Origin of the sequence: Rhizobium sp. EC-SD404, from assembly GCF_902498825.1 — a bacterium.
Lineage (GTDB): Bacteria > Pseudomonadota > Alphaproteobacteria > Rhizobiales > Rhizobiaceae > Georhizobium.
This window is the reverse complement of record NZ_LR701459.1, coordinates 1,861,557-1,874,143: the sequence shown is the minus strand read 5'-3', so window position 1 is coordinate 1,874,143 and position 12,587 is coordinate 1,861,557. Positions and strand designations below refer to the sequence as shown.

The following is a 12,587-nucleotide window of genomic DNA, read 5'->3' as shown; positions in this document are numbered from 1 at the left end:
CTTTCCCGGATCGCCTGCCGATCCAGACAAAGTCGTTGAGGCTTAGCCGCCGATACCGGGCCATGACAATGAAGAAAGGCAAGCCAATCATGGCGCTCTACGAACATGTATTTCTAGCCCGACAGGATGTGTCGGCCCAGCAGGTCGAAGGTCTCGTTGAACAGTACAAAGGGATCATCGAGGAACACGGCGGCAAAGTCGGCCGTGTTGAAAACTGGGGCCTGAAGTCCCTCACCTACCGCATCGCCAAGAACCGCAAGGCGCATTACGCGCTGATGGACATCGAAGCACCGGCAGCAGCCATCAACGAGATGGAACGCCAGATGCGCATCAACGAAGACATTCTTCGTTACATGACCGTTCGCGTCGAAGCGCACGAAGACGGTCCGTCGGCCATGATGCAGAAGCGCGACCGCGACGATCGTCCGCGCCGCGATGGCGACCGCGACCGTGGCCCGCGCCGCGATGGTGACCGTGACCGTGGCCCGCGCCGCGATGACGACCGCCCGCGCCGCGATGACCGCGACGACCGCCCGCGTCGCGACGACCGATAAGGAGACATAACAATGGTCGATATCAACCAGATCCCGACGCGCCGCCCGTTCCATCGCCGCCGCAAGACCTGCCCGTTCTCGGGCGCCAATGCGCCGAAGATCGACTACAAGGACGTTCGCCTGCTGCAGCGCTACATTTCGGAGCGCGGCAAGATCGTTCCTTCGCGCATCACCGCCGTTTCGCAGAAGAAGCAGCGTGAACTCGCCAAGGCCATCAAGCGCGCACGCTTCCTGGGCCTTCTGCCCTACGTCCTCAAGTAGGACCTGACATCTGACCGGACGGCGCCTGTCGCCGTCCGGTTGCTTCGCCGCGATGGGCGCGGGGAAGTGAGAATTTGCCTTATCGCGTTTCCGGACGGTGAACCGGTGTCCACTTCACCTGGAAACGCTCTAGAAAACCCGAGTTGGGAACCAGCGCCTGCAAGTGCGGCGATCTTCCCTAACTGCTCCATGAAGCAGGACAGCGAGACCTGATGAACTTCACATCATCATCCCTGATGATCGGCGTCCTCGCCGGTGCCGCCGCCGCCCTGCTGTCGATCAGCGCGGGCGAGCCTACGGCACTGTCCATCGTACTTTTCGCAGCCGCCACACTCCCCATCCTGATCGCCAGCCTCGGCTGGACGAATACGGCCGGCTTCGTCGCCGCAGCCGTTGCAGGCGGCATCGTGTCGGTGATGCTGTCGCCTTCCGCCGGCCTTGTCTTCACAGCGACGACGCTCGCGCCCGCCGCCTGGATCGGGCATCTGGCCAATCTGTCTCGCCCGGCCGAAGAGATCGGCGGACCGAAGAACGCCCTTGCCTGGTATCCGCTTTCCGACATCCTGCTGCAGCTCTGCCTGCTCGTCGTCGCGGGTCTCGTCGTCGTCGGCTATTCGATGGGCTACGGGCCAGCCATGGTCGGCGGCATCGTCGACCAGTTCCTCGACATCATGGTCGAGCAGAGCCCGGACTTTCAGCCGGATGATGCCGAGCGCCAGGCCTATGCTTCGTTCTTTTTGACGGCGCTGCCGATCGTTCAGGGCGCGCTGTGGGTGATGATCCTGTTCGGATCGTTCTATCTCGCCCATGCGATCGTGCGCATGTCAGGCCGCCAGCGCCGCCCGAAGGACGACGTGCCGGCGAGCCTGCGCATGTCCCGCATGAGCCTCTACCTCTTCGCGCTAGGGCTCATCCTGAGCTTCTTCGGCGGCGGCATCGCGCTGGTCGGCGCGGTCATCGCAGGAGCGTTCGCCGCCGGCTTCACGCTTGCCGGCTTCGCCGTGATGCACCATCGCACGCGCGGCAAGTCCTGGCGGCCCTTCGTGCTCTGGGGCGCCTACCTCGCAGTCGTGCTCTTCACGCTGCCGCTCGTCTTCTTCCTGCTTACCGGCATGATCGAAACCGCGCGTGCGGTTCCGGTCAGCCGGACGGGACCACCCAATGGTCCAGACAATGCCAATGACAACGACTGAACACCCATTCAGATAGAAGGAACTTTTATAATGGACGTCATTCTGCTCGAACGCATCGGCCGCCTCGGCCAGATGGGCGACACCGTCAAGGTCAAGGACGGTTATGCCCGCAACTTCCTACTGCCGGAAGGCAAGGCTCTGCGCGCCAACGAAGCCAACAAGAAGCGCTTCGAAGCCGAGCGTTCCACGCTCGAAGCCCGCAACGAAGAGCGCAAGTCGGAAGCCCAGAAGATCGCCGACCAGCTCGACGGCAAGACTTTCACCGTCGTTCGTTCGGCTGGTGAAACCGGCCAGCTCTACGGTTCAGTCGCCGCTCGCGACATTTCCGCGCTTCTGTCCGACGAAGGCTTCTCGGTCGGCCGCAACCAGGTCGACCTCAACCTTCCGATCAAGACCATCGGCATGCACAAGGTGACGCTCGTCCTGCACGGCGAAGTCAACGCCGACATCGAGCTGAACGTCGCCCGTTCGGCCGAAGAAGCAGAGCGCCAGGCAGCCGGCGAAACCCTCACCTCGGCAGACGCCATCTACGGCGTCGACGACTCGCTGCCGGCCGATGGCTTCTTTGATCCGGACGCAGAATTCAACGATGAAGACGACGATCGTCGCGCACCGGCAGACGCCGAAGACGACGAAGAAGAAGCCAAGGACTAATTTCAGATCCTCGATCGGGATCCTAGATAAGCTACAGACGGCGCCACGTTTGACGTGGCGCCGTTTTTTATTGATCAAATGGCGATAATCTAGGATCATTCTCAACAGAACTGCGTGTTGAGGAGGGACGAATGAACCCTTTGATCAACTCTCTTGCCGGCCAGATCGTCTCCAGGGGACATCTGACCGTGACCGACCATACCGGCCAGGTCCGCCACTATGGCGACGGTTCAGGAAACCTCGTCCATTTGCGCTTCAACACCGCCCGCGCGGAAAGAGCCGTCGCACTCGATCCGGCGCTGAAGCTCGGCGAATATTACATGCAGGGCGAGATCGACATGGTCGAGGGCGATATCTACGCCCTCCTCGAACTGCTCTTCACCAATTCCGGGCCCTACGCCACCGCCACGGCGCCCTGGTTGCGGGTTCTGAACCGCGTTCGATTGGCATTGAGCCGGCACAGCCTGCGCATTGGCATCAGCCGCGCACGGCGCAACGTGCAGCACCATTACGATCTGTCCGGCAGGCTCTACGACCTGTTCCTCGACGAGGACCGCCAGTACTCCTGCGCCTATTATCGCGAGCCCGGAATGAACCTCGATGCGGCGCAAGAGGCCAAGAAGCAGCATATCGCCGCCAAGCTGCTTCTCGATCGGCCGGGCCTGTCGGTTCTTGACATCGGATCGGGCTGGGGCGGGCTCGGCCTCTATCTCTTGCGCAACTTCGATGCCGACGTGACCGGCATCACGCTCTCGAACGAGCAGCTTGCCCACGCCAATCAGAGGATCCTGCCGCGCGAGAAGCACCGGGTCCGGTTTCTCCTCAAGGACTTCCGCAAGCTGGACGATCGGTTCGACCGGATCGTCTCGGTCGGCATGTTCGAGCATGTGGGCAAGGCCGCCTTCGACACTTATTTCACCCAGTGCGCCAAATTGCTGAAGAAAGACGGCGTGATGGTGCTCCACGCGATCGGTCGCCTGGATGTGCCTTCCTGGACCAATCCGTTCATCGCCAAATACATTTTTCCCGGCGGCTACATTCCGTCGCTCTCAGAAGTCGTTCCCCCGATCGAACGCTCGGGCCTGAAGATCACCGACATGGAAATCCTGCGCCTTCACTATGCGGATACGCTGCGGGATTGGCGGGGCCGCTTCATGGCACGCCGCGACGAAGCGAAGGCGCTCTACGACGAGGCGTTCTGCCGGATGTGGGAGTTCTACCTCGCGGCATCCGAGTCGGCCTTTCGCTGGCAGAATCTCATCGTTTTTCAGATTCAGCTCGCCCACGACATCGAGGCGGTGCCGTTGACGCGCGATTATATCACCGACGCGGAACGCCATGTCACCGCGCGCATCCAGCCAAGACGGACGGGATGAAAACAGCCGAATCGTGCTAGCTTCCGGCAGGTCAATCGTTTCCCGCTCTCGACTGGTAGATTGGCTTGGGTGGGCTGTGGACGAGTGTGGATATGACTCACAGTTCGCGGCCGGGTGTCGATTGCTGAAGTGCGCCCCTCGCCCCGCCGGACCCGGAGGTCTAGGCACTCGTGCGGGGAACAGGACAGGGATCGTCGGGAAAAATCATGAATGAAGCCGTGCGCAAGCTCGCAGAGGTCGGAGCAGCCAACCAGCACTATCGCGAGGCGCCGAGCAACATCGAGGCCGAGCAGGCATTGCTGGGCGCGATCCTCGTCAACAACGACGCCTTCTACCGCGTTTCGGACTTCCTGAAGCCCGTCCATCTGCACGAACCCCTTCACCGCAAGATCTACGAGGTCGCGGGCGACATCATTCGCATGGGCAAGACGGCAAACCCCGTCACCATCAAGACGTTCCTGCCGTCGGACGAGAAGATCGGCGACATGACCATGGCGCAGTATCTGGCGCGCCTGGCCGCAGAAGCTGTCACCATCATCAATGCCGAGGATTACGGCCGCGCAATCTACGATCTCGCGCTGCGCCGCGCGCTGATCACCATCGGCGAGGACATGGTCAACATCGCCTATGATGCGCCTGTGGACATGCCTCCGCAGGGACAAATCGAGGACGCCGAGCGCCGCCTGTTCGAATTGGCCGAGACCGGCCGCTATGACGGTGGTTTCCAGTCCTTCAACGATGCGGTCGCGGCCGCGATCGACATGGCGGGCGCTGCCTACCAGCGCGATGGCGGACTTTCGGGCATTTCCACCGGCATCCAGACGCTCGACCAGAAGATGGGCGGCCTGCAGCATTCGGACTTGATCATCCTTGCCGGACGTCCCGGCATGGGCAAGACGTCGCTTGCCACCAACATCGCCTTCAACATCGCCCAGGCCTATCAGCCGGGCGAAGTGATGCCGGACGGATCGCAGAAGACCGCCAATGGCGGGGTCGTCGGCTTCTACTCGCTGGAAATGTCGGGCGAGCAGCTCGCCACCCGTATCATTTCGGAGCAGACGGAAATCTCGTCCTCAAAGATCCGCCGCGGCTCGATCACGGAGACCGATTTCGAGAAGCTCGTCGCCTGCTCGCAGATGATGCAGAAGATCCCGCTCTATATCGACCAGACCGGCGGCATCTCCATCGCCCAGATGTCGGCACGCGCACGGAGGCTCAAGCGCCAACGCGGTCTCGACGTGCTTGTCGTCGACTACGTTCAGCTGATGACCGGTTCCAAGAAGGCCGGCGAGAACCGCGTTCAGGAAATCACCGAGATCACGACGGGCCTGAAGGCACTCGCCAAGGAATTGCAGGTTCCTATCATTGCGCTTTCGCAGCTCTCGCGTCAGGTCGAAAACCGCGAGGACAAGCGCCCGCAGCTCTCCGATCTTCGTGAATCGGGCTCGATCGAGCAGGACGCCGACGTGGTGATCTTCGTCTATCGCGACGAGTATTATGTGCAGAACTCCGAGCCGCGCCGTTCGCCCGACCAGATCGCGAGCGATTTCAAGGACGAAGCGTATCTCGCCTGGGAAGAAAAGATGAACCGGGCCCGCGGCATGGCCGACGTCATCATCGCCAAGCAGCGCCACGGCCCCACAGGCACCGTGACACTGGCGTTCCAGGCAGAATTCACGCGCTTCTCCGATCTCGCCGACACGTCCTATCTGCAGTATTCGCACGATAGCCACGAGTGACGGTTCAAGACGACACGCTGCCACCGGCGCTCACGCTCGACATCGATCTGGCTGCGCTGGCGGCCAATTGGCGCGCCATGGCGGCGCGTTCGGGGCCCGCGCGTGCAAGTGCGGTCGTCAAGGCGAATGGCTATGGCCTTGGCATCGAACCGGTTGTCCGGACTTTGAGCGAGGCCGGGTGCCGCGATTTCTTCACGGCGACGATCGACGAGGCCATCACGGCCCGACGCCTTGCTCCCGATGCCCGTATCCTTGTGCTGAACGGAATTTATCCCGGCACCGAGCACTGTTTCCGCAAGCATCGTCTCACGCCAATCCTGTGCTCGATGGACCAAGTTCGGCTTTGGGACGAAGCGTGCGCGCGCGATGGCCGGCTTGGCTATGCGCTGCATGTGGACACGGGCATGAACCGGCTCGGCGTGACGATGCCGGAGGCCCTGGCTCTTGCCGAACGGGAAGACACCGACCGGCCGGCGTTGATCATGAGCCACCTCGCCTGTGCGGACGATCCGGATCGTCCGGAAAACGCGCGACAACTGGAATCCTTTCAGGCGGTTAGACGCGCTTTCCGAGGCATTGAATCAAGTCTCAGCAATTCCGCCGGAATTTTCCTGGGCGGCGCCTATCTCTGCGACCTCACCCGCCCGGGGATCGCCCTTTATGGCGGCGAGGCCGTGAACCGGGCTGAAAACCCGATGCAGATTGTCGCGACGGCCAAGGCGCGCATTCTGCAGATTCGACGCGCTCCGGCCGGAAGCACGGTCAGCTACGGCGCGACCGTTCGGCTGCCCCGCGACACCACGATCGCGGTCTGCGCCGTCGGCTATGCGGACGGCTATTTGCGCAGCATCTCCGGTTCCGGCGTTCCGCTGCGCGACACCGATGCCCCGGCCCCTTCCGCCTCACTGCACGGCCAGGCAATTCCCGTTCTGGGACGGGTGACCATGGACCTTACGATGTTCGACGTCACGGACGTCGTCGGACAGGACGTACGCTGCGGCGACTTCGTGGAACTGTTCGGAAAGTCCCATGCGCTCGACGATCTGGCACGTTCCGCCGGGACCATCGGATACGAAATCCTGACGTCGCTCGGCTCGCGCTACACCAGAAACTATCGACATCCGTCACTATAATTTATGTAGATTTTTAGACAGTTTGTCGCATTTACCATTTATTGTCTTTCCGTTTGTTGGATTGATCCTGTCGGTCTATTTCCATTGCATGCATTCGATGAGCGGATGCTTGGAATGGGAAGTTGGCATTCATGCATTCCGTGGTCGACTTCGAACCGATCGCCGATCTGAAGCGCGATGGCAAAAGCCGCGCGCGCGGGACGACCATGCGGCCGGCAGAGGTCGATCCTGAAAGCTGGCAGGCGCTGGCCGAGACGGCTCTGGAAGCCAACGGCTTCCTCTCGCCCGGCCACTATCTGTCGTTGACGCTAAACACACGACAGGCACGCCTGAGCCGGATGCTGGTCTCGCGCGGGCCTCTCGGCATCAACGGACTGCTGCCCCTCACCCATGCCTGGCATGTGCTCCGCCTGCCCGTCCCGGCGCTGGTGCTTGCACAACCCTATCTTCCGCTCGGCACGCCGCTGCTCGGAACAAGTGATCCCGTGCGCGCAGCCGGAAATCTCATCGATGCCGCCAACGGAACGGGTGCGGCTCTGATCGGTCTCGGCGCCATGACGCAGGATGGCCCTGTCGCGCAGGCTTTCACCGCCGCGCTCGCCGAACGCGGATTGAAGCCGTTCATCCGGAATGCCCATGAGCGTGCCGGATTATCCGCCGAAGGTGACGCAGAAACCTATCTGCGCGGCGGTATGGGCGCCAAGAAGCTCAAGGAACTGCGCCGTCAACGCCACCGCCTCGAAGATATGGGGCCGGTGGAATTCCGCGTCGCCCGGTCGTCCGATGCGGTCCAGGCTGCGCTCTCGCGGTTCCTGGCGTTGGAGGCCGGTGGATGGAAAGGGCGTCGCGGCACTGCCTTTGCAAGCGACGCCAACGATGCCGCCTATATCAGCGGCGCATGCCGCGCGCTTGCAGGTCGCGGACAGATCGAAATCTGCGAATTGCTGGTCGATCAAGCCGTCATCGCATCGGGCCTCGTGCTGCGCAGCGGTCGCTCCGCATTCTTCTTCAAGACCGCCTATGACGAAGCGTTCGATCGCTATTCGCCAGGAGTTCAGCTGACCGTCGATCTGACGCGACACCTCTTCGACGACCCGACAATCGATCGCGCCGATTCCGTGGCCGTGGCCGATCACCCCATGATCGACCATGTCTGGCGCGAACGGATCGCCGTCTGCGATTTCCTCATCCCGACCCGCAAGGGACCGGCCGTCAATCTCTGCATCGCCGCCTTCGATGCGCGCTACCGCGCAAGATCGCTTGCCAAATCGCTCATCACCTCCATGCGGACCAGAAGGAAACCAAGTTGATGTCTTCCCTTCTTCATGTTCAGAATCAGGAATTCCAGAGCCATTTCCCGCTGCGGCCCTTCCGCATTTCGCACGATCTCGCCGGCGATCCGCGCCTGACGCTTCCTGCCATTCTAGATCTCGTCGGCAAGCTGCCGGGCGATCGTATCGAGTATAATTCGGGCAAGGTGGGCATCTCCCAGGATCCGTCGACCACCCCGCTGGTCGACCTGACACCCGACGAAGTCATCGCCCGCATCGAGACGGCCGGGGCCTGGATGGTGCTGAAGCGGATCGAAGTCGAGCCTGCCTACCGGGACCTGCTCGAAGACGCGTTGACGTCGGTCGCCAAGGCCCGCGGCCACAAAAGCGTTTCCGATGCCGGCTTCTCCGACATCCAGGGCTTTCTCTTCGTTTCCTCGCCCAATTCAACGACGCCGTTTCACTTGGACGGCGAAGACAATTTCTTCGTGCAGATCCATGGCGACAAGCAGTTCAACGTCTATGATAACGAAGACCGCGCCATCCTCTCGGAAGATCTGATCGAACATTCGCTGACGCGTCATCGCAACATGACCTTCGATCCCGCCTTCGAAAATCGCGGCATGCACAATGCGCTCAAGCCGGGCGAAGGCCTGTTCGTGCCCTATCTCTGGCCGCACTACGTGCAGACCAAGGAGAGCTATTCGATCTCGCTGGCGATCACCTGGAAAAGCCGCGCCGTGAAGCGCCGCAACAGCCTCTATCTCGCCAACTCCCTTCTGCGCCGCCGCGGCTTCGCCCAGCCTGCCCCTGGTGTTCATCGCGTCTGGGACGAGGCGAAGATCCTCGCCGTTCAGATGGGAGCGCTAGCCGTCGAGCCGCTGCGCAAGTCCGAGCGGCTGCGCAAATCCATCCGCGCCCTCGTGCTCGGCAAACGCGCCAATTATTATTACGAGAACGGCAAGACGGCTGGTGCAGCGAAAGTCAAAGCGTCCTAATAAACGCATGGAACGCTGATGGTAGGAACTGTTGCTACTCTGTGGTACGTTTTGAGCAAAGCACAGGAGTGAGCACCGATGTCCACGCATAAGCGCTCGATAGTCATCGGCGAATATTTCGACGGGTTCATCGAGTCCCAGATCGCATCCGGGCGGTTCAACAATGCCAGCGAAGTCGTCCGTGCAGGTCTGCGCCTTCTCGAGACGGAGGAGGCCAAGCTTGCCGAGCTGAGGGCGGCGATCGCTTTTGGGATCGCTGAGCTGAAGGACGGACACGGACTTTCTTATCCCTCGGGGCAAGATCTGGCTGATGACATCAAAGCGCAGTCGAGACGCAAGGCTTGAGGTCCAGCCGCAAACTTGTCGTATCGCCGACGGCTCGGGCTGATCTCGTCTCAATCCATCGCTACATTGCCGAAGACAGCCCTGCTGCTGCTGACCGATTCATCGATCAACTTGGTGCTAAGTTGGATGCTATCGCCTCGTCGCGATCGAGCGGTGTGCCGCGCGACTGGTTGGCACCGGCTCTGCGTGCATCCATCCACGGCCGATATGCTATCTATTTTCTGGTCGAGCCGACAGAAGTGCTGATCGTACGCATTCTCCACGGCGCTCGCGACATCGGTCCAGAAGATTTTGCATCGACCGACAGCTAAGCCAGAACGAAATCGAACCGGCCGAGCAGGCCATCACTCGCTTCGCTCAAGTCCATCAGGAGCCTCGGATCGTAGATGCCGTCGCGGTCGTTGTCCGGTTCGCCAGGAAAATAGAGCTGCGTCGTCAGGTGAACGCCGGCGCTCGATGCGATCCTCACGTGATAATGCCGTGTGCGGCCTGGATAGCGGCCAGGCACGATCGTTTCGAAGATAAAGCGGCCATTGCCGTCGGTCACCTGATAGCCGCGAAAGGCATAGCCCGAATTGTCGTAGGTGCCGGCGTCGTCGGCGTGCCACACGTCGACGATCATGTTCGCCCGTGGCCGGCAGGCTGGATCGACGACGAAGCCAAAGACGGTCACCGGCGTCCCTGCTCCGTCGCTTCGAAAGTCCCGCCTTTCCGGTGTCTCTGGTGTGTAGAACGGCCCTTCGGTCTGGGCGGGCGTCACATCGTCGTCAGGGCCGCAGGCCGGCGTCGACGGCAAGGGTGCGCCCTGTGCCGAAGCGCCGCCGGCCAACGCCAAGGACATCGGTGCGGCGACCCAGGCATTCAGAAATGCGCGGCGTGAAAATGCTGTGACCAAGGCAGGCCTCCTACGCTTCATGGGGTCGCGCGGGGTTCGCGCCTCACACCGTCCATGCTAGTGCATCGGGCCGATCCACGCACCAGCCGAAAGTGTCCCAGTCCGCATGGCCAAAGCCCGCACGCAATTCGTCTGTCAGAACTGCGGCACCATTCACACGCGCTGGGTCGGCAAATGCGAAGGCTGCGGCGAGTGGAACACGATCGTCGAGGACGATCCGACCGCGGGCATCGGTGGCGGGCCGGGCCGCACGCCCAAGAAAGGCCGACCAGTTGCGTTGACGGCGCTCTCCGGCGAAATCGAGGAAGCACCGCGCATTCCAACCGGCATTGCCGAGCTCGACCGCGCCACGGGCGGCGGGTTCGTACGCGGATCGGCCCTTTTGATCGGCGGTGATCCCGGCATCGGCAAATCCACCCTGCTCATGCAGGCGGCGGCCGCCCTGTCGCGGCTGGGCAGCCGTGTCATCTACGTGTCCGGCGAAGAAGCGGTTGCGCAGGTTCGCCTGCGCGCACAGCGCCTGCATGCGGCCGACACGAACGTGCTGCTGGCCGCGGAAACGAATGTCGAGGACATTCTCGCGACGCTGTCTGAAGGCAAGCGGCCCGATCTCGTCATCATCGATTCCATTCAGACGCTGTGGAGCGATCTCGCCGAAAGCGCACCTGGTACGGTGACGCAGGTGCGAGTCGGTGTCCAAGCCATGATCCGCTTTGCCAAGCAGACCGGCGCGACCGTGGTGCTCGTCGGCCACGTGACCAAGGACGGCCAGATCGCCGGTCCGCGCGTGGTCGAGCACATGGTCGATGCCGTGCTTTATTTCGAAGGCGATCGCGGCCATCACTATCGTATCCTGCGCACCGTCAAGAACCGCTTCGGGCCGACCGACGAAATCGGCGTGTTCGAAATGTCCGACAAGGGTCTGCGCGAGGTTTCCAATCCGTCCGAGCTCTTCCTTGGGGAGCGGAACGCCAAGGCGCCGGGCGCTGCAGTCTTCGCCGGCATGGAGGGCACGCGGCCGATCCTCGTCGAGATCCAGGCGCTCGTCGCGCCCTCGCCGCTCGGCACGCCCCGGCGCGCCGTCGTCGGCTGGGATTCGGCGCGATTGTCCATGATCCTCGCGGTTCTGGAAGCCCATTGCGGCGTTCGGCTGGCCCAGCATGACGTCTATCTGAACGTCGCCGGCGGCTACCGGGTCAGCGAGCCGGCGGCCGATATGGCGGTCGCCGCGGCGCTCGTTTCCTCGCTTGCCGGCCTTGCTCTCCCGGCCGATTGCGTCTATTTCGGCGAGATCAGCCTGTCGGGAGCCGTGAGGCCTGTGGCGCATACGGCGCAACGCCTCAAGGAGGCCGAGAAACTGGGATTCCAACGGGCGGTACTGCCCAGCGCATCGGCCGAAATACCCGCCTCTCGCCAGGCCGGATTGACCGAGATCGAGGCGCTTGCGGATCTGGTGGTCAAAATTGCCGGCTCGAAGAAGCGGCCAAACGACGATAGCGGAGACGCAACGCTCTGAGCGTATCTCTCAAGGGACCAAATAGCGGCGATCGTCACGAGGCCCGTGGCGCGCTTCCTGGAGTTTAAGACCGACAATGCCCATCACAATCCTGGACGGTATCCTGATCGGGATCACGCTCTTCTCGGCGGTGCTTGCCATGGTACGCGGCTTCTCACGCGAAGTGCTGTCCGTCGCATCCTGGATCGCAGCCGCATTCGCAGCCTTCTATTTCTACCCGCTGCTTTTGCCCTATGCGGCCGACTACACGACGAGCAATACGGTTGCCACGATCGGATCGGCCGCGATCATCTTTCTGATCGCGCTGATCATCGTGTCCTTCATCACCATGCGGATCGCCGATTTCATCATCGACAGCCGCATCGGCGCGCTCGATCGCACGCTCGGCTTCGTCTTCGGGGCCGCGCGCGGTGTGCTGCTTGTCGTTGTGGGCATGCTGTTCCTCAACTGGCTGATCGACGAGCCGCGCCAGCCGCCATGGGTGACCCAGGCGAAATCCAAGCCTCTTCTCGATCAGCTGGGCGAGCGCCTCGTCAACATCCTGCCGGAAGATGCCGATGCGACGATCCTCGATCGTCTGCGCGGTGGCGAGGTGGAAGTCGACGCCACGGGTGCGGCACCTCCAGCACCCGACACTGGCGCAAACTGACAA

Annotated in this window: 14 protein-coding genes; 13 read left to right on the top strand and 1 reads right to left on the bottom strand. The window is 62.2% G+C overall.

Annotation, left to right across the window (positions count from 1 at the left end; all coding sequences use genetic code 11):
* Positions 1-89 precede the first annotated feature (89 nt).
* The 11 genes from rpsF to GC125_RS09695 all read left to right on the top strand — a co-directional run bounded on the left by rpsF (position 90) and on the right by GC125_RS09695 (position 9,835).
* Entirely contained in the window at positions 90-554 is a 465-nt protein-coding gene (gene rpsF / locus GC125_RS09745) for a 30S ribosomal protein S6 (RefSeq protein WP_151987759.1), read from the top strand.
* Between the two features lie 12 nt (positions 555-566).
* Entirely contained in the window at positions 567-815 is a 249-nt protein-coding gene (gene rpsR / locus GC125_RS09740; RefSeq protein ID WP_007196805.1) for a 30S ribosomal protein S18, read from the top strand.
* A gap of 209 nt (positions 816-1,024) precedes the next feature.
* The gene (locus GC125_RS09735; RefSeq protein ID WP_151985495.1) at positions 1,025-2,008 is read left to right on the top strand and encodes a DUF2232 domain-containing protein; all 984 of its coding nucleotides are present in this window, start codon (positions 1,025-1,027) and stop codon (positions 2,006-2,008) included.
* A 30-nt stretch (positions 2,009-2,038) separates the two neighbouring features.
* Positions 2,039-2,662, top strand: coding sequence for a 50S ribosomal protein L9 (rplI, locus tag GC125_RS09730; protein WP_151985494.1), 624 nt, complete (start codon positions 2,039-2,041; stop codon positions 2,660-2,662).
* A 131-nt stretch (positions 2,663-2,793) separates the two neighbouring features.
* A complete protein-coding gene (locus GC125_RS09725) occupies positions 2,794-4,038 on the top strand; it encodes a cyclopropane fatty acid synthase (protein WP_151985493.1) in 1,245 nt (414 codons plus the stop codon).
* A 206-nt stretch (positions 4,039-4,244) separates the two neighbouring features.
* Positions 4,245-5,777 carry a replicative DNA helicase gene (locus GC125_RS09720; protein WP_151985492.1) on the top strand — a complete coding sequence of 511 codons (1,533 nt, stop codon included), beginning with the start codon at positions 4,245-4,247 and terminating at the stop codon, positions 5,775-5,777.
* Positions 5,774-6,910 (top strand): alanine racemase, encoded by a 1,137-nt coding sequence (alr, locus tag GC125_RS09715; RefSeq protein WP_286165455.1) that lies wholly within the window; start codon positions 5,774-5,776, stop codon positions 6,908-6,910. Before GC125_RS09720 ends, alr begins: the two co-directional genes overlap by 4 nt.
* A gap of 131 nt (positions 6,911-7,041) precedes the next feature.
* Positions 7,042-8,220, top strand: coding sequence for a GNAT family N-acetyltransferase (locus GC125_RS09710; protein ID WP_151985491.1), 1,179 nt, complete (start codon positions 7,042-7,044; stop codon positions 8,218-8,220).
* On the top strand, positions 8,220-9,179 hold the full coding sequence (locus GC125_RS09705) for a cupin-like domain-containing protein (RefSeq protein WP_151985490.1): 960 nt from the start codon (positions 8,220-8,222) through the stop codon (positions 9,177-9,179). The genes GC125_RS09710 and GC125_RS09705 overlap by 1 nt, the downstream gene beginning before the upstream one ends.
* Before the next feature lie 78 nt (positions 9,180-9,257).
* Positions 9,258-9,524 (top strand): type II toxin-antitoxin system ParD family antitoxin, encoded by a 267-nt coding sequence (locus GC125_RS09700; protein WP_151985489.1) that lies wholly within the window; start codon positions 9,258-9,260, stop codon positions 9,522-9,524.
* Complete coding sequence (locus GC125_RS09695) at positions 9,521-9,835, top strand: type II toxin-antitoxin system RelE/ParE family toxin (RefSeq protein WP_151985488.1); 315 nt, start codon at positions 9,521-9,523, stop codon at positions 9,833-9,835. Before GC125_RS09700 ends, GC125_RS09695 begins: the two co-directional genes overlap by 4 nt.
* Here GC125_RS09695 and GC125_RS09690 read toward each other — a convergent pair.
* Entirely contained in the window at positions 9,832-10,419 is a 588-nt protein-coding gene (locus GC125_RS09690) for a dioxygenase family protein (protein ID WP_286165454.1), read from the bottom strand. The two genes, GC125_RS09695 and GC125_RS09690, sit on opposite strands and share 4 nt — an antisense overlap.
* A gap of 106 nt (positions 10,420-10,525) precedes the next feature.
* Between GC125_RS09690 and radA the strand changes: the two genes are divergently transcribed.
* Both radA and GC125_RS09680 read left to right on the top strand, forming a co-directional pair.
* Positions 10,526-11,935: a DNA repair protein RadA gene (radA, locus tag GC125_RS09685; RefSeq protein WP_151985486.1), complete on the top strand. Its 1,410-nt coding sequence runs from the start codon at positions 10,526-10,528 to the stop codon at positions 11,933-11,935.
* A gap of 76 nt (positions 11,936-12,011) precedes the next feature.
* Positions 12,012-12,584, top strand: coding sequence for a CvpA family protein (locus GC125_RS09680; RefSeq protein ID WP_151985485.1), 573 nt, complete (start codon positions 12,012-12,014; stop codon positions 12,582-12,584).
* Positions 12,585-12,587 lie beyond the last annotated feature (3 nt).